This window comes from Paenibacillus agricola (assembly GCF_011440305.1).
GTDB lineage: Bacteria > Bacillota > Bacilli > Paenibacillales > NBRC-103111 > Paenibacillus_S > Paenibacillus_S agricola.
This window is the reverse complement of record NZ_JAAOIW010000008.1, coordinates 91,529-109,218: the sequence shown is the minus strand read 5'-3', so window position 1 is coordinate 109,218 and position 17,690 is coordinate 91,529. Positions and strand designations below refer to the sequence as shown.

Here is a 17,690-nt window from a genome sequence, read left to right as displayed (position 1 = left end):
TTAGAAGGAGGCACCTCGATGCTTCAGTTGCTTTTAGTAGATGATGAAATGAATGTTGTGGATACGCTGGCTGTTACAATCGACTGGGCTGACATGGATATTCACAGGGTTCATAGAGCCTACTCGGCATCCGAGGCGATGAATATACTCGCCTTATATCCGATTGATATTGTCATTACAGATGTTCGCATGCCCGGGATGGATGGCCTTGAGCTATCCAGGTTTATTTATGAGCACTGGAAGCACACGAAGTGCATGCTGTTGACAGCGCATGCGGATTTTGAGTACGCCCAGACAGCGATACAAAATAATATATGCGACTATTTGCTGAAGCCCGTCAGTGATGAAGATCTAATAAAACGTGTTTCTTTCGTTGTGGAAACGATTCGGATTGCTAAAGAAAACCATGAAGCTTATAACCGGGCGAAGCATGCGATGCGGGATCATCTTCCAAGGCTTCGCAGCGAGCTTTTATATGATCTGCTTCAAGGGTCAAGAATATCGGTAAACCGCTTGGAAGAAAAAATGAACTTGCTGGAAATGCCCATTCGTCTAGACAACCACATTGTGATGATGATGATCCGCTACAAAGAACAGTTTTCTGATTATAATCCGTTTGAAATGTCTTTGATCGAGTTTGCTATCGGAAACTTGGCGGAGGAAACCGTCGAGGAGTACTTTCACGTTTGGTACTGCAAGGATGTCCATGATTATTTGGTCTTGGTGCTGATGCCTAAGGAACCATGGGAACAAGGCCAACAGGAACGGCTGCATATTCACTTAAAACGTCTGACCAATCAGATTCAGCTGAATATACAGCATTATCTGAAGAAACAAGTATCTATTCTACTGGGGCATTGGGGTGTTTTTCCAGGCGACATCTCCAAATTGTATAGCAACTTATTGCTTCTCTTTGGTAAACGCTTTGGGAGTGAAAAGGACTTGCCGATTTATATTGCCGATAAGGATGAAATGGCCGATATTCGTTCCTTAGAGCGATTGTATGAGTCCCCGCTACTGATGCATTTGCTGGAAGCCGGAAGTTGGGAAGCGGTGAGTAATAAATTGACCGCCATTCTCGAAGAACTGGAGAGCGATTGGGTCAAATCACCGGAGCACATTACTTCCGTGTTCTTTAATTTGTTTGCCACATTTTCGTATTTTGCCCATAAGAACGGCCGAATGTTAGCCGATATGATTGACACTGATTATATGCGAGGCAAAGAGCTTGCACCCATCAAAACAGTAGGCCATTTAAAGGAATGGGTTTGGAATGTGATTGGCAAGCTGGAGCAGCATTCGAAGAATGAGATTAAGAGTGCCCGAATGGTAGCGGTGAAGGAGGCCCAGAAATATATTTTATCTAACCTTTCCAGTGACATTTCCGTTCAGGCTATTTCGGATCATATCCATTTACATCCTGCCTATTTGTCTAAGTTGTACAAGCTGGAGACGGGTGAGAACATCAGCGATTATATGACACGGCTCAAAATGGAAAAAGCACGCAAGCTGCTTATGTCGAGCACGAAGAAAATTTTTGAGATATCGATAGAGGTAGGCTACCAGAATCCCCATTATTTTATAAAAGTATTCAAAAAGCATTTTGGTACAACACCTCAAGAGTATCGAAATACACATGCTTAAAAAATTACACATAGACCTTTAATTATTGCTATATGAATAAATTCGACAAAATCATACACTTATTCATGTAGACAATAACAAGTTAAAGGGGACATATAAAGAATGAACATCAAAGGTATGGCTTTAATAGCAGCTGCATTATCATTGGCTATTGCGGGATGCTCCAAGCAAGCTCCCGCTGAAAATACGGCAGCAACAACCCCGGCTAAGGTAACTACGAATCCAGTGGAGATCAGCTTATGGACAGGCTATCCGGAGCTGGATCCTTGGTTTAAGATTATGACCGAGTCCTACCAGAAAGAGCATCCGAACGTAAAGGTTAACATTTCATCCTTCCCGCTTAAGGATTTCGAAAAGAAGATATCAACGGCCATCCCTTCTAATAGCGCTGCCGACATTATTTCGGTTAACCCTAGCCTTGCGCTAAGATATGTTCAAACGAACATGATTCAAAAAGCGCCGGATGACTTGTCTGCTTTCGTGAAAAGCGGGATTTTTCCGGAAGTTGTGGTTAAGGATGCCGTCTTCAATAATGCAGTCTACGGAATTCCACATATGATGGCGAATGCAGCTCTGTTTTACAATAAAAAGATGTTTGCTGAAGCAGGTCTGACCGAGCCTCCAAAAACGATGGATCAGCTAGTGGAATATGCGAAAAAGCTTACCAAATATGACGCAGCCGGTAAAGTCGAACGTTCCGGTCTTAGTCTTCGCCTTACCGGAGGTGGTAGCGGTGTTGCCGAGAAGTTCTGGGTTATGCAATTGCAAAATGGCGGAACGTTCCTAAAGGAAGTTTCCCCCGGCAAGTATAAACCTGATTACAATAACGAATCGGGCTTGAAAACCTTCCAGATGTATGTAGATATGGTGCATAAATATAAGACCGATGATCCGGTTATCAAGCATGATGCAGAAGCATTCGAAATGGAAAAAACGGCTATGTTGGTTCGTGAATCATGGGTTATCGGGGATATCAAGCAAAAGGCTCCCAATTTGGATTACGGCACAGCAACACTGCCAGCGGCCAATATCGTAGTGGAAAAAGATTTCTACGTGACCAATTCCGCCAAAGGAGATAAAGCAACAGCGGCGTGGGATTTCATCCGCTTTCTAATGGAGCAGGATAATCATAAACAGCAGCTTACAATGACAGGCTGGCATCCGGTTCGCGATGATTTGAAACTAGATGATGTATTTAAAGAAACGCCTCAGCTCATAAGCTTCTTTGCTAAATACAATCATTTGGAGGTATACCCTTCGATTCCAGAGCACGATGAACTTCAAACCAAGTTTGCAGATCGGTTAGCTAATAAAGGTTTTACCGACCCTTCGCTCGTAGGCAATGTGGACAAGATGAAAGCTATATTGGCAGAGGCTGAGAAAGAAACGATTGAAATTTTGAAAAAAGCAGGACATCTGGCCGAGTAATAATAGGGGGGCCTATCTAGATTAGGTGATAGGCCGCCTTTATATGTTTTATTAAGGAGAGAAATGTATGGATGCTACTGTAAAAAGAAAAAAGCGCCTCAGCAAGGCACATTGGTTTGTAATCTCGGGGTTAACACCTATATTGTTAATATATACGTACTTACGCTTCATTCCGATCTTGAAAACGTTTTATATGAGCTTATTTAATTGGGATTTAGTATCTATGGATAAACCATTTATCGGATTTGACAATTACATTGAGCTTTTCCAAAGTGATATGTTCCTCATTTCACTTTATAATACGACCATAATCGCTTTTGGCATTCTCATTTTCAATGTACCGCTAGCGCTGCTTATTTCCAATGCTTTAGTAAGAAGGATCAAGTTCAAATCATGGTTCGAGGCGATTTATTTCTTGCCGGTTATAACGCCGATGGTTCCTGTTACGGTTGTTTGGAAAATGATTCTGGATTCTAACAGTGGACTGCTGAACTATTTTATTTCGTTTTTTGGTATCGCTCCCAAGGCTTGGCTGCTGGACCCTACACTTGCTATTATCTCCGTCATTATGCTCACCGTGTGGAAGACAGTCGGATACAATATGCTTATATTTCTAGTAGGCTTGAAGGGTATTTCCAAGGAATACTACGAAGCAGCGGCCATTGATGGAGCGACCGGCGCGAAAGCGTTCTGGCATATTACGCTTCCGATTATGAAGCCAATTACTGTATTTGTTTCTGTTATTACGTTAATTCATGGCTACAATGTTTTCAGCCAAATTTATATTCTCGCTTCTGACGTGCAAGGATCGCCAGGATATGTGGTTCGTGTGTTAGTGTACGACATGATTGAAAACGGCTTCCGATTCTTTAAAATGGGCTACTCCTCGGCCGAAGCTGTTATCTTGTTTGCCATTGTGTTCGTGCTGACGCTTATTCAAATGGGCTTGGCAAAGGAAAAAACGACTTCAAGCAAGGGGATGAAATAATGGACCGCAAACTTGGAGTAGTAGGCACTATCAAAGTGATTTTATTAACGATTGGCGCAGCAGTGATGCTGGTTCCGTTTTTCTGGATGTTTACAACGGCCTTCAAGACTCAGCCTGAACTCAATGTATGGCCTCCAGTGTTCCTGCCGGAACGGTTTCATCTGGATAACTTTGTGGCCGTATTTAAAGCTGCGCCCTTCCATCTTTACTTTACGAATAGTTTATTGATGGCTTCGATCTCGGCTCTTTGTATTGTATTTACATCAGCGGTGGCAGGGTATATATTTGCCAAATTTGAGTTCTATGGGAAAAATGTATTATTCTCGCTAATTCTGGCGACGGCCATTGTGCCGTTTGAAATTTACATGATTCCGCTTTATTTGCAGATGCAGACATTGGGCTTGGTCAATACGTTTCTAGGCTTGCTCATGCCGTACTTTGTTATGAGCTTCGGGATTTTCTTTATGCGACAAAATATTATACAGCAAATTCCTGATGAAATTATTGAATCCGGACGGGTAGAGGGAGCATCAGAATGGACGATTTTTCTCCGAATTGTATTCCCGCTCTGTATTCCGCCAATGAGTGCACTCGGTATTTTTGCTTTCATCGAAGCTTGGAATTCGTTCATCTGGCCATTAATCGTCATCAACGACAAGACGCTTTATACGATGGAGCTTGGTCTCGCGATGTTCCAATCGTCCTTTAACATTGACTTGTCCGTCGTATCCGCAGGATCGTTGATATCGATTGTACCGGTACTTATCGTCTTTATTTTTCTCCGTCGGTATATATTGGATAGTATCAGTACGACGGGTTTGAAGTAAGCAGGGTATATATGCATAAGCCGTTAGTGTGGTCATTGATCACGGCTAACGGTTTTTTGCTTTTACTTAAGCCCGTCTCAGCTTTTATCTTTATGCAACAATGCGCTGATAGCGAAGCGGGGTAAAATCAATTGTCTGCGCCATCTTGAGGGCTGCTGAATTAATCTGTACAGCCATTCCACATTAAGCTTCTTCCAAATTTCTGGTGATCCTTTTACTTTTCCGGCAATAACATCCAGGCTGCCCCCGACGCCAATCGCAATCCTGGCATTCAGCTTTAATTTATACTTATGAATCCAGCGCTCAGCATAAGGGGCGCCAAGGGCTACTATTAAAACATCCGGTTTTGCTGCGTGAATTTCTTCTACAAGACCAGCTTCTTCATCCTGAGTGAAAAAGCCGTGGTGCCTTCCCGAGATTAGAACATTTGGATAGGTTTTACTAATGGCCTCATATGCTTTTTCGCTGGTTACAGGATCTGCACCCAAAAAATAAAACGACCATTTCTTCTGGTTTCCAGCCTCAAGCAGCCTTAATAGCATATCATAGCCAGTAACGCGCTCAGGAAGATTGCTGCCTTTTAAACGGGAAACCATCACAATTCCAATCCCGTCAGCGGTAATGAGACCTGCTTCTTCAACGATGGAACGTAGCCTGCTATCGGTTTGGCAAGCCATTGTGATTTCTGGATTCACCGTCACCACATGAAACAGCTCCGTTTTTTTCTGCTCAATAATGCTACTTACGATTCCTACAGAGCGATCTAATGTAAGTTTAGGGAAATGAATTCCCATGATTTTGGCGTAGTTTTCCATAAGACATCCACCTTTGGTTCAGATATCTTTATTTTAGCACAGGTACAATTTTTGAACTATATAAGATGATGAACCAAAGAAACGCGCAGCGTCTCCTTGCTGGTGGTATATGACCTATATCAATGGCTTATTTCGAAGCATTACCGCTTTTCGACCCTCTATACTCCATCGGTGTCATACCGACATTTGCCCTAAACAGCTTAATGAAATAGCTCTGGTTATCATAACCGAGCAGCTCGCAAATTTTCCCTGCGGATTGGTTGGTTTGGTCCAGCAGCTCTTTGGCACGGTTGATTTTCAGCTTGTTGACGAACTCGATAAAGGTTTCGCCGGTTTCTTTCTTAAACAGCCTGCTAAAATAGCTGGGATTCAAATGCAGGTGCTCCGCGACTTCTTCAAGCGAAATCCGCTTGCTTAGGTGCATCGATACATATTGGCGGGCATCCATCACTTCACTTCTTTTGCTGGAATCAAGGATTTCGCCAACCATAAACATCACCGAATGGAAATAGTCGATCAGCCATTGCTTTAATTCGGCCAAGGAATCGATCTCGATAATTTCCTGGTGCATAATATCTACCGTATAGACGGAACGGAAGTCCTGCATCGATTGCAGCTTGAGCTTTAAATCCAGCAGCAGCTTCAGCACCCAATCTTTGATGGTGTCCGGTGCGAAGCGGTGCTGCTTCAGCAGATCCATCCAGTAGGTGACGGTGGGCCTGACGGCATCCTTATTTTTCTCCATCATAAAGGTACGGAATTGCTCGCGGGCTTGGTCATACCAAGCGAATAAATCCTCCTGCCCGAAGATGATTTCCTGGTACTTGGTGATGGTGCCATCCTCCATATAAAAACGCTGGTCAGTATTAGCGATCAGCCGGGTTAGCTCTTGCTTGAACGCTTGGGGCTCGCGGCATAGGTCGCCAATGATGAACGAAACATTAATTTTCAGCGATTGCTTCAATGCAGTTTGTACACGATGGAGCAGCTTGGCAGCCTCGTCATAGCCATTGATCTTAAGGCCCGGAGCGACGGGATGCAAATAAAAGCTGTTTTTGTCTCCATAGGCAAAATGGACAGCCAGTGGCGCTTGCGTGCGCACCACTTCCTCCACCACATTATCAATCGCAAATTGCAAAATATCGCTGGATACAAAACGTTGCATCGCTGGGCGATAGCTATTAATGAAGCCTATGGCAGGCAGGTAGGCGGTGTTGCCCATATTCAGGCCAAAGGATTCAGCATCGTGCTTCCAAAGCTCCTTGTCGAGAATAGGCTGCTGGATCGTGCTGCGAAAAAACCTGTCCTTGACCATCTCCTTGTTCCGGTCAACAGTAAGCTGCAGCTTCGTCTGCTGCACCTGGATGCTGCGCTCTGCCTGCAAGCTTTCGACAAATTGGACAAGCAGCTTCTGCAGGTCAATCGGATCCAAGGTTTCCTTCAGCAAATAGTCCTGCACATGCAGCTTCAACGCTTGCTGGGCATAATGGAATTCGCTATGGCAGGAGAGGATACCGGCCCGTAAATTGGGCTTGAGCTCTTTCATGCGCCGGATTAGCTCCAAGCCATCCATCTTCGGCATGCCAATATCGGTAATGAGGATATCCGGCATCTCCTGCTGCGCATGCTCCCAGGCGCTGAGCCCATTCTCAAATACTCCTTGCAGGGTTAACCCCAGCTGCTCCCAATCTATAGCTGCGGATAAAAACTCCAGAACGGGATAATCATCGTCTACAAGAATCACTTTATACATGGCTTTCACCCACCTCCCTAGGAATATCCATCGTTACGCGTGTACATGCACCAGGCTTACTATCCACAGCCATCTCGAAGGTATCACCAAATGTCATTCGCATCCGCTCGTACACATTCGGCAAGCCAATCCCGGAAAAGCCTTGCTTTCTACCGGCTTCTGCTGTCTCTGCTTCGTCTTTGGTTTCACCGGCCGTCATATTATGCCGCAGCGCCTGGAGTGTGTCAGCATCCATCCCTTGCCCGCTATCCTCGATAGTAATGACGAACCGCTCCTCCAGGACTTGGGCTTGAATCCGAATGGATCCGGCACTTTGATGCAGCCCATGGAGCAGTGCATTCTCAATAACAGGCTGGAGGAAAAACCTCGGTACCTGGATCATGAACGCATCCTTGGGAACGTCGACCTCCAGCTGCACCTTCTCTTTTTGCCGCATATTCATTAGCTTGACGTAATCCATCACGATTTCCATCTCTTCATGGAAGTGAATCATGCCTTTGTCCTGGCTAATCGTTAGCCGGAGCAGTTTGGAGAGTGAGCTGATCATCTCAGCGCTCTCTTTGTCCCCCTTGCCCATCACCTTCATGCGGATCGAGTTCAGCACATTAAACAGGAAGTGTGGATTGATCTGCGCTTGCAGCATCGCAAGCTCGGCATTACGCTTACGGGTCTGCGTCTGGTTGACCTCAGCGATCATCCCTTTGACACGCTCCAGCATATGGTCAAACGCTTCGCCGAGATAACCAATCTCATCACCCCTCCGAATATGCGAGCGCACCTCCAAATTGCCACGCTCGACGGTTTCAACGACCTTCCTAAGCTTCATGATCGGCTTCGTAAAAGCACGCAGCACATATAGCAAAATAAACATAAACAAAATAAAAGCAATCAGCTGAAAAAATAAGACCCTGTTGAAAATCGAACTAATTTTAAATATGGCTTGTTCATAAGGAATGAGCGTCACGAGCTTCCAGCCTGTAAGCGATAGCGGGTGCTGGGAAATCAAGTAATCGACATTATCGACCTTAACGATATCCGACGATTTCTGCTGCTCCTGGGCTGATGCAGTGACCGGGAAGGGCTGCCCGATTCGCGCACTATCCTTGTGCGAAAGAATCGTATTTGATGTGTCCAGCAGCATCATTTCCTGGCCGAGAGCAAGGCTTTCGAAGCTCTGGTTCACCTGGTTTTCCATAATCGTCACGATCACATAACCGTATATTTTAAGCCCCTCACCCCGTAATGTCCGGGCAACTGAGATTTGGTAAGGGTTTCTGTTTTGCTCGTTATAGAACATTGTTGGAGTCGTACCGATCCAATAGGACTGGTAGCCATATAAATTATTTAATTGTCCAAACCAGGGTTCCTTGAGCATATGGATGGGATTATAGTCATGCAGTGAATAATTGGCGTAATAAGTGCCATCTGGCAATATAATCGTCACATAAGCCGGTTCGCCGCCAACGCCTGTGATCGTATCTAGTTTTTCAATGACTCGGGTTGTATCATAAAATTTGCGGTATTCCGCATCGGGTCCCTCATATTGCTTGCCCGCCGCTACTTCTTTGAGAATGGTGTTCATTTCAATATCATTCTGCACGTAATTCGTAATATAAAGCATGTGCTTTAGCAGGTTCGTTACATAACCGTCGACGAGCAGCAAGGTCTCTTGCGCATTCGTGACCGCCTGCTCCTTCATGGCGTCCCGGGTTAAATCATTGTGGATCGTCAAAGAAATAAGGGTAGGAATTAACGTACAGGTAAGTGCTGCAATCATCAGCTTAAAGCGGAAAGAACGTAAAGAGCGGAGCAGCCGAACCCACATGTTGCTTGTCCTCCTTAAAGTTTTCCGTAGGAAAACTGACTTCATAAATATTTCCTTATAATCGAAAAAAGAAGGTGCAGTTGGATCCTGCACCCCTGATGGTTCAATTATAACACTCTCTTACTTTTTGTTGGCAGCAATAATTTTATCAACACGCTCTTTGGTCTTTTTAACGGTAGTATCTAGGTCTTGCTTGTCGAAGATGAATTGCTCGTATTCCTCGTTAACTGCTTTGAAAATTTCAGCCTGATAGGAAACTGGCGGAATGATTCTGGATGATTTGGCTTGGGAAAGTACAGTGTTTAATGAAACTTTATCGACCTTCTCCGGACTTTTAGTAGCTGCCAATGTGGTATCAATAATTTTGCTTAAATCTTCGGCCTTGACTTTGTTCCAGGCAGGTACGTTTTTGGCTTGTGCAATTTGCCCATCTGTGGTGTACCAGCGAATAAATTGATAAGCCGCTTCTTTATTTTTGGAACTGGCCGCGATGGATACATAGTCGGTAGTTACAGGTGTAAAACCACCCTCATCGCCCGCAGCATTCTTCGGATAAGGAGCAACTGCTACATTAAAGTTCAATGGGAATTGCTCGGTACCACCAAGCTCTGTATTCATCCAGCTTCCAATTAGGATCATACTGACGGACTGGTTGAAAAATTGATTGCGGTAATGCAGCTTCTGGGAAAGCATATCGGCATAAGGTGTAGCAGACTTATCTACCTTTTCCATCTTAGCGCGAATTTCTAACGTTTTACGGAAGTTGGGTGTATCGATATTGGAGGTACCGTCATCCTTCACATATTCGGTATTCTCCGGTTGATTAGCCATAGCGAGCTTCAGGTATTCCAACCAACCGCCAGCTTGCGGACCGTGGAAGTAAGTGCCATAACGCTTTGTAGCCCCTTCACCCTTAGTGAGCTTCTTGGAATATTCCATAAACTGGTCCCAAGTCCATTCCTTTGGCACTTCTAGGCCAGCCTCAGTCAAATGGTCTTTATTCAACAATACATACCAAGGATTGAATTTACTTGGCAGTGCATAATATTTGCCGTTTAATTGGGTATCTACTTTATATTCTTCGTTGACTTTGAAGCCATCTTTGGCAATGTAAGCATCCATCGGTTCCACCATGCCAAGGCTAACACGTTGTGCATAACCGGCAGGGTCACTGAACATCAGTACATCCATCGGTTCTCCAGAAGCAGCAGCAAGGTCAAGCTTTTTGGAAGCTTCCTGCGAATCGCCTTTTTCACTGAGTACGATTAAATCAACTTTAATATTGGTATTTTTGGCATCCCATGCTGCCAAGGTTTGCTTCCAGTTATAGTTAGCCTCATTACCGAAAGTATGCAGCTTAATCGTAACCGGACTTGTGGCTGACGGTGCTGCGGCTGGTGCCGGTGTAGTTGCCCCGCCCGAGCAGCCCGCGAGCATACTTACTGCCGTAACTGCGCCGATCAGACCTGTCCATGTTTGTTTTTTCATCTAATAAACCCTCCCGTAATATCTTTCGTATTCGCTTACATTCCCATTGTAGCAAGACTGTTAGTTATAACCATGCTTGTAAATTGACTTCCTTTACAACTATCTTGACTTTATTTGGACCTTTTTATGCAGAACGTTACATTCAGAAAAACTTCCAGAAAGGAGACGCTGCGTAAGCAAAGCCTTCCTCCGAACGCTATTGTAGCCGGATTTTTTGATTGTCTTAACCCCCGTAAGAGTAACAATCCGGCTGTATGGCGAACACTGACTAGCCTTTGACGCCACCGACGGCGATGCCTTCAATAACGCTCTTTTGTCCAATCATGAAAATAATGAGCAGAGGAATGATCGCCGATACGGCAGCAGCCATAATTAATGAGTAAAACTCACCGTTGATCGTAGAAAACTTTTGCATAGCGAGCTGTAGGGTATATAAAGCATCGGTACGCAGAAAGATCAGTGGATTCTGGTAATCATTCCAGGTCCAGATGAAACGAAGAATCGCATAGGTAGCCACGGCTGGGCGCACAAGCGGCAAAGCAATTTGCAGGAAGATGCGGAAATGGCCAGCACCGTCGATTTTGGCGGATTCGATAAATTCCGAATTTACGCCCATAAAAAATTGCCGCATCATGAACGTGCCGAGAACACTAAAGCTGCCTAGCATGATCAAGCCGAAATGGCTGTCAAACAGGCCGATGGAACGGTACAAAATAAACTGCGGCACCAATATCGCTTGACTGGGCACCATATAGGTAGCGAGGACGATCAGGAACAAATATTTGCCGGCGGCAAAGTTCACTTTGGAGAAGCCATATGCGGCCAAGCAGGAGACAAAGCAAGAGATAGCGGTCGTCAGCACGCTAATTTTAATCGAATTCCAGTAATATAAATAGAAAGGATATTTGCCAACCCATACTTCTTTATAGTTTTCGATGGCATTCCACTTGGTTGGAATCCATTTGATCGGATAGGTGAACACATCGGCTTCAATCTTGAAGGAGGCGGATAGCATCCAAATAAAAGGCATTAAGAACAACAAGCTAATCCCGAACATAATGACGGTTAATACTAATTTTCTCCAATTAAAAGCTGTTGTTTGCATAGCATTCACTCCTTTCTCGTTTTAATAATTGACCCATTTCTTCTGGCCGACCCATTGCAGGAGCGTAATCAGTAAGACACAAGCGAATAGCGCAACCGCCATTGCAGAGGCATAGCCGATTTTCAAATTGCCAAAGGCAGTGTCATATAAGTACCAAACCAGCATACTGGTGGAATTAAGGGGTCCGCCTTTAGTGAGGATGGCGATCAAGTCAAATACTTTAAAGGTCGAAATAATTCCGGTAACGAGCAGGAAAAACGTGGTCGAGGAAAGCATCGGCATCGTGATTTTGCGGAACTTCAACCAACCATTGGCACCGTCAATGTCAGCGGCTTCGTAAAGATCCTTTGGAATCGATTGCAGCCCGGCCAAATAAATAATCAGGTTGAACCCTATCGACACCCATACAGAGATCATCATGACCGAAATCAGCGCATAGGAGGGGTCAGCGATCCACAAGGGTGGATTCGTAATGCCGATCGAACGCAGAAATTGGTTAATTGGGCCCGCTGAAGGATGGAACAAAACTTGCCATACAATGGCTACAGCTACGACGCTGGAGATGTAAGGCATGAAGAAGGCTACTTTGAAATAGCTCTTCAAGTACACATTCTTGTTAATTATAATTGCCAATGCCATCGATATCGCCAAGTAAATTGGCACTGTTAGCAGGAAGAGCGCATTATTTCCAAGCGATTTCAGGAACGTGGCATCCTCGGCCAGATTGGCAAAGTTTTTAAAGCCCACCCATTTAAGGCCGTTCATACCGGCGACAAAATTCCAATCCGCGAAGCTTAGCACGAAGGTGGCAATAATAGGAATCAAGGTCAATATCGTAACGCCGATCAGCATAGGGCTCACGAATAGGAAGCCCGCGATGGTTTCTTTACGTTGTAAAGCTTTCTTATTGGTGCGCGCTACTTTCTTTCTATCCGAAGCAGCTGTGGTGGCAGTCGAATTCATGCTCATGCGGTTCACCTCATATTATGTCGTTTGTTCTATTATAGAAAAAACATCGAGCCAGCCTATAACACTATTTTGATGAGAAGTGGTGCAATTTTGACTTTCTTTAGAAAAACAGCCCTAAACTAGCTCTTGGGAAACTCGTTGGTTAGTATATCCGAAACATTTCTATAGTATGAAGCCAGCCAGCATGAAGCCGGATGAAGCTTGCCATAAAAGTGGGGAGCTGCACGAAATTTGGTTGTCCGTAACAGGGAAATCAACTATAATCGAGAACAGTGAGCATCGGACCCGGCAATCCTGAGAGTGGAGCGCCCATACCAACTGAATAGGAGAGGATTTTTTTGTTTTTTCAGCAGCTTAGACGCGGCTTCTTTGGCAATGTCCGGAATGATGTATTATCAGGCATTACCGTAGCACTCGCACTAATCCCTGAGGCGATCGCTTTCTCGATCATGGCAGGTGTAGACCCAATGGTCGGCTTGTATGCCTCCTTTACGATTGCGGTCACAATTTCGATCGTTGGAGGCAGGCCCGGTATGATTTCGGCGGCCACAGGCGCGATGGCTTCATTAATGGGGCCGCTTATTGTCAAATATGGCTTGGACTACTTATTCGCAGCCACGGTGCTAACGGGGTTGATCCAATGGATACTAGGCGTATTCAAAGTAGGTCGCTTTATTACTTTCGTGCCGCATTCCGTCATTATTGGCTTTGTTAATGCGCTAGCGATTATTATTTTCATGGCGCAATTGCCCAACTTCGTTGGTGAATCGTGGCCAATGTATGCGATGGTTGCGGGAACGCTAGCGATTATTTATTTGCTTCCGCTGCTAACAAAGGTAGTGCCATCGGCGTTGATCGCGATTGTTGTGATGACGGTACTGGCAATTGCCCTGAAAATCGATGTGCGCACTGTAGGCGATATGGGTGAAATTAAGCAGGCGTTGCCCTTGTTTCATATTCCGGATATTTCCTGGTCATGGAAAACCTTGTTGATCCTACTGCCTTTCTCACTTGCTTTGGCTATTGTCGGCATGACCGAATCGCTGCTAACGGCAACGATTGTGGATGAAATGACGGAAACCGGCAGCGACAAAAACCGTGAGGTTCGTGGGCAAGGTATCGCTAATGTGATTACCGGATTTTTTGGCGGGATGGCTGGCTGTGCGATGATCGGACAAACGGTCATTAACATCAAATCCGGCGGCCGGACAAGGCTATCTACGCTTATATCGGGTGTATTCCTGCTCTTCCTGATCCTTGTGCTGGGCGATATCGTTAAGCAAATTCCGATGGCGGCGCTTGTAGGCGTGATGTTTATGGTATCGATTGGCACCTTCGATTGGGGTGCCGTGCGTACGCTAGGCCAAATTCCACGCAGTGATGCCGTTGTAATGGTGCTGACGGTTGCGATCGTAGTGGCCACCTCTAACCTGGCGATTGGCGTAGTTTCCGGTGTGGTGCTGAGCGCATTGAATTTCGGCTGGCGAATGGCAAGGCTGCGTTGCGAAGTGGTCGAGGAGGATTCGGGGCTTGAGACCTCCAAGCAATACGTAATAGCGGGACCATTGTTTTTCGGTACGATGACGTATTTTATCGAGCTGTTCAAGCACCATACCGATCCCGACCATATCGTGATTGACTTGCAGGCGTCTCATATATGGGACCATTCCGCAATTACGGCCATCACGAAGGTGACGCAGAAATACGCGGCGCTGGGCAAGAGGGTAACGATCACTGGACTGAACCCTGAGAGCCGGCGGATGATTGACCAGCTGGGGCTTCCGGTGAAGCTGCCGCTTTAAATGCTATAAATGAAATGAAATGAAAGAGTCGATATGACGAACGAGAGGGCAAACACATGATGGCGTTATGGGGGACGATAATTAATGCGGTGGCGATCCTTGTCGGCGGATCGCTAGGACTTATGCTGCATCGAATGAGCCCAGGCATCCGTAACACCGTGATGCAAGGAATGGGCTTGGCTTTGGCGGCCCTGGGCTTGTCCATGACGCTGAAATCGTCGAATTTCTTATTGATTGTGGCGAGCTTGGTGATTGGCGGGGTGTTGGGTGAATTATTACGGGTGGAACGCAATCTGGAGGCGCTTGGCCAACAGCTGGAGCGAGGCGTGAATATTTTAACCCGTTTAGGCGACAAACGTTCCGCTACGGTTGCTCCAGTAGCGGTTGCGTCCACGGTTGCAGCTACAGAAGCAGCGGCCGGAGCAATAGTTGCAGAAGCAACTGCATCGGCAACCGTGATTCAAGCAGCCCCAGCTGCATGTGTCCAAGAGCTGGAAGTGGAGGCTCCTTTGAAGGAAATTCTCACGGCTAAAGGCAAAAAGCAAATGCCAGTGCGGATTGCCGTCGGTTTTGTGAACACGACCTTAATTTATTGCGTCGGCGCCATGGCGATATTAGGGTCACTGGATGGTGGGCTGCGCGGGCAGCATGACATTTTATATACCAAAGCGATGCTGGACGGTTTCTCGGCGATTATATTTGCCTCTACGATGGGGGTCGGAGTCCTATTTTCATCCATTCCTGTGTTCATCTATCAAGGTATAATTGCGCTGACCGCATCGGGGATCGCTTCATTCATAGATCCAGTGATGCTCGACGAGATTATCATACAGCTCACAGCTGTCGGCGGCATTCTAATTATGGGTATTGGGGTCAATTTGCTGGAGATCCGCAAAATTAACGTTGCTAACCTGCTTCCCTCTTTGCTGGTAGCTGCGCTGGCGGTTCCCTTCCTGGATTGGCTATCAGCCTGGTAAGCGGATGCTGGATAGTTATTGAGTGCGAAATTGTGAGAGCACTGGCTGTTAGAGCCGGTGCTTTTTTTGCTGTAAAAAAACACCTCTAGAATTTAAATTTGAAATTCCGGCAAAACGGTGTAAGCTAGAAATGCTAATCTTTACAGCATATAGGGGGCAAACGTATGTTTTATTCACTGAAAAATCGCCTGATCGCATCCTTTGTCGTCTTGCTGGTGCTTTCATTTGGAACCGTATCCATGCTGCTGTTTAACGAATCGCGTTCGATCGTCCGCTCCTACATTGAATCCTCAGCCCTTGAGAAAATGGATGAATACGGCTCCTTCATTAATATGGCACTGCTGCAAATTTATGATTTATCCTCGCTCGTCTATAACAGCGACGTGACCAAAGGCTGGGATATCGCCTTATCCGATCCTGGGCTGCCCGCCGGAGAGAAGATGCTTGCCAATCTGGAGCTAAGCCGCTTCCTGACGCAAACGACGAATAACTATTCGGGTGTATCCTCGGTATCGATCTATCGTCCGGAGGGCTTATGGGTCAGCATCGGCAACCAGGTAGTGGCCGACCGTGCTTTTCTCGAAGAGCCGTGGTACAAGGACTTTGTGAAGCTTGGTAATCATTGGGTTTCGGCGCACAGGGACCAGGTTGAGGCTAGGCAATCCAAGCCTTACCAAGTGGTCAGCCTGCTGCTGCCGATTGGTACCTTCGAGCCCTCCCCTTTTAAAAGTGTCATGAAAGTCAATGTGAGCGCTGATTTTTTTCTGGAGCCTTTAAAGCGAATACATTTGGGTGACACAGGCACAATTTTTCTGTTGGATGAGAAAGGTGCTCCAATTTTATCGCAAAATGAATATGTGTCCAATCCCGAAACGATCCGCAAAATAGAGGCTGTACGGTCGATCCGTTCTCCCAAGGGTGTCGTTTATTTGGAGAATAACCGGGGCATGAACGATATCGTCGTTTTCAAAAAGCTGAATCAGTGGCTGCTAGTGGGTATCGTCTCGGAGGAGGATTTGTACGCCAAGCTATACAAGCTGCGCAACAGCATCATCCTGTTCACGACCTTGCTGCTGCTGTGTGCGATTCTAGTCGCGACTTGGCTCTCTTATGGGATTACGAAGCCCTTGTCCAGGCTCGCTTCTGCCATGCGCTCCGTACAAAAAGGTGATTTCGCCAATGCAGAAAGCCGTATTCCCGATGAGAAAACAGTCCGAAACGAGGTGGGGTATGTGACCTCGACCTTCAGGAACATGGTGGTGCAATTGAGGCACCATATCAAGACGGAATTTGAGCTCAAATTGCTGCGCCAGCAGGCCGAGTACAAAGCGCTGCTTATGCAGTTAAATCCGCATTTCCTGTTCAACACGCTAGAGCTGATGAGCAGCCTGTCGATGCAGCAGCGTACAGCCGATACGGTGAAGGTAATCGAATCCTTGGGCAAAATGATGCGTTTCTCGCTCAGGATCAACGAGGATCTTATTGCATTGCAGGAGGAATTCAAATATTTGAAGCATTACACTTCGATTTTGCAGGTTCGTTTTGGCGAACGGCTGCTTATCTCTATGGAGGAGGAGGGAGGGGCTGACAGCCGACAGATTGTGAAATTCATCCTGCAGCCTTTGGTCGAGAATGCGGTCAAATATAGCTTTCTTCACCAGACCGTGGCCAAGGTTACCGTCCGTATAGGCATTGAGCCTGACCGCGTCCGCTTAATCGTTGAAGACAATGGACCGGGTATAGCTGAGGCTTTGGTACAGCAGTTGTATGCGGAATCCCGATCCTCTCAACTCGAGCACATTTTGAATACAGGGGACCAGCAAATCGGATTGCGTAACGTCCTGGCTCGCTGCCAGCTTTATTATGGCAACCGATTTAGCTTCACGATAAGCTCCATGGACGGAGATGGAGATGGAGCAGGAGATGGCTTGGAAAAAAAGGGAGTTAGCCCAGGAACAAGAATCGAGCTTGTCTTGCCTGTGCAGCAGGTATTGACGAATGTGAGTAAATAGAGGCCTCTGTGTCCGCTTTTCTTGGTACCCGGTAATACAATCAAGCATGGAAGTAGA

General features: G+C 46.0%; 13 protein-coding genes. 7 read left to right on the top strand and 6 right to left on the bottom strand.

From position 1 onward, the window contains the following. Positions 1-18 precede the first annotated feature (18 nt). From G9U52_RS21290 to G9U52_RS21275, 4 genes are all read left to right on the top strand, one after another. The gene (locus G9U52_RS21290; protein ID WP_166152673.1) at positions 19-1,644 is read left to right on the top strand and encodes a response regulator transcription factor; all 1,626 of its coding nucleotides are present in this window, start codon (positions 19-21) and stop codon (positions 1,642-1,644) included. Between the two features lie 102 nt (positions 1,645-1,746). After that, a complete protein-coding gene (locus G9U52_RS21285; protein WP_166152672.1) occupies positions 1,747-3,072 on the top strand; it encodes an extracellular solute-binding protein in 1,326 nt (441 codons plus the stop codon). Between the two features lie 67 nt (positions 3,073-3,139). Continuing rightward, complete coding sequence (locus tag G9U52_RS21280) at positions 3,140-4,060, top strand: carbohydrate ABC transporter permease (protein ID WP_166152671.1); 921 nt, start codon at positions 3,140-3,142, stop codon at positions 4,058-4,060. Next, entirely contained in the window at positions 4,060-4,887 is an 828-nt protein-coding gene (locus G9U52_RS21275) for a carbohydrate ABC transporter permease (RefSeq protein WP_166152670.1), read from the top strand. The genes G9U52_RS21280 and G9U52_RS21275 overlap by 1 nt, the downstream gene beginning before the upstream one ends. A gap of 77 nt (positions 4,888-4,964) precedes the next feature. On the opposite strand, the gene G9U52_RS21270 is transcribed toward G9U52_RS21275, so the two are convergent. The 6 genes from G9U52_RS21270 to G9U52_RS21245 form a co-directional block, all read right to left on the bottom strand. After that, the gene (locus tag G9U52_RS21270; RefSeq protein WP_166152669.1) at positions 4,965-5,702 is read right to left on the bottom strand and encodes a WecB/TagA/CpsF family glycosyltransferase; all 738 of its coding nucleotides are present in this window, start codon (positions 5,700-5,702) and stop codon (positions 4,965-4,967) included. Between the two features lie 127 nt (positions 5,703-5,829). Continuing rightward, positions 5,830-7,455 carry a response regulator transcription factor gene (locus tag G9U52_RS21265; RefSeq protein WP_166152668.1) on the bottom strand — a complete coding sequence of 542 codons (1,626 nt, stop codon included), beginning with the start codon at positions 7,453-7,455 and terminating at the stop codon, positions 5,830-5,832. Further along, complete coding sequence (locus G9U52_RS21260) at positions 7,448-9,280, bottom strand: sensor histidine kinase (RefSeq protein WP_166152667.1); 1,833 nt, start codon at positions 9,278-9,280, stop codon at positions 7,448-7,450. Before G9U52_RS21260 ends, G9U52_RS21265 begins: the two co-directional genes overlap by 8 nt. 120 nt (positions 9,281-9,400) lie before the next feature. Next, a complete protein-coding gene (locus G9U52_RS21255) occupies positions 9,401-10,768 on the bottom strand; it encodes an ABC transporter substrate-binding protein (protein ID WP_166152666.1) in 1,368 nt (455 codons plus the stop codon). A 268-nt stretch (positions 10,769-11,036) separates the two neighbouring features. After that, a complete protein-coding gene (locus tag G9U52_RS21250) occupies positions 11,037-11,873 on the bottom strand; it encodes a carbohydrate ABC transporter permease (protein WP_166152665.1) in 837 nt (278 codons plus the stop codon). 21 nt (positions 11,874-11,894) lie between these two features. Beyond that, positions 11,895-12,836: a carbohydrate ABC transporter permease gene (locus G9U52_RS21245; protein WP_166152877.1), complete on the bottom strand. Its 942-nt coding sequence runs from the start codon at positions 12,834-12,836 to the stop codon at positions 11,895-11,897. Positions 12,837-13,180: 344 nt separating this feature from the next. Between G9U52_RS21245 and G9U52_RS21240 the strand changes: the two genes are divergently transcribed. The 3 genes from G9U52_RS21240 to G9U52_RS21230 all read left to right on the top strand — a co-directional run bounded on the left by G9U52_RS21240 (position 13,181) and on the right by G9U52_RS21230 (position 17,633). Beyond that, entirely contained in the window at positions 13,181-14,644 is a 1,464-nt protein-coding gene (locus G9U52_RS21240) for a SulP family inorganic anion transporter (protein ID WP_166152664.1), read from the top strand. A gap of 56 nt (positions 14,645-14,700) precedes the next feature. Continuing rightward, a complete protein-coding gene (locus G9U52_RS21235) occupies positions 14,701-15,621 on the top strand; it encodes a DUF554 domain-containing protein (RefSeq protein WP_166152663.1) in 921 nt (306 codons plus the stop codon). Positions 15,622-15,785: 164 nt separating this feature from the next. Beyond that, positions 15,786-17,633 (top strand): sensor histidine kinase, encoded by a 1,848-nt coding sequence (locus G9U52_RS21230; RefSeq protein ID WP_166152662.1) that lies wholly within the window; start codon positions 15,786-15,788, stop codon positions 17,631-17,633. Positions 17,634-17,690: the final 57 nt, after the last annotated feature.

Coding starts and splice junctions, on each gene's coding strand:
- G9U52_RS21290 (WP_166152673.1), top strand. CDS start 19: ATGCTTCAGTTGCTTTTAGTAGATGATGAAATGAATGTTGTGGATACG.
- G9U52_RS21285 (WP_166152672.1), top strand. CDS start 1,747: ATGAACATCAAAGGTATGGCTTTAATAGCAGCTGCATTATCATTGGCT.
- G9U52_RS21280 (WP_166152671.1), top strand. CDS start 3,140: ATGGATGCTACTGTAAAAAGAAAAAAGCGCCTCAGCAAGGCACATTGG.
- G9U52_RS21275 (WP_166152670.1), top strand. CDS start 4,060: ATGGACCGCAAACTTGGAGTAGTAGGCACTATCAAAGTGATTTTATTA.
- G9U52_RS21270 (WP_166152669.1), bottom strand. CDS start 5,702: ATGGAAAACTACGCCAAAATCATGGGAATTCATTTCCCTAAACTTACA.
- G9U52_RS21265 (WP_166152668.1), bottom strand. CDS start 7,455: ATGTATAAAGTGATTCTTGTAGACGATGATTATCCCGTTCTGGAGTTT.
- G9U52_RS21260 (WP_166152667.1), bottom strand. CDS start 9,280: ATGTGGGTTCGGCTGCTCCGCTCTTTACGTTCTTTCCGCTTTAAGCTG.
- G9U52_RS21255 (WP_166152666.1), bottom strand. CDS start 10,768: ATGAAAAAACAAACATGGACAGGTCTGATCGGCGCAGTTACGGCAGTA.
- G9U52_RS21250 (WP_166152665.1), bottom strand. CDS start 11,873: ATGCAAACAACAGCTTTTAATTGGAGAAAATTAGTATTAACCGTCATT.
- G9U52_RS21245 (WP_166152877.1), bottom strand. CDS start 12,836: ATGAATTCGACTGCCACCACAGCTGCTTCGGATAGAAAGAAAGTAGCG.
- G9U52_RS21235 (WP_166152663.1), top strand. CDS start 14,701: ATGATGGCGTTATGGGGGACGATAATTAATGCGGTGGCGATCCTTGTC.
- G9U52_RS21230 (WP_166152662.1), top strand. CDS start 15,786: ATGTTTTATTCACTGAAAAATCGCCTGATCGCATCCTTTGTCGTCTTG.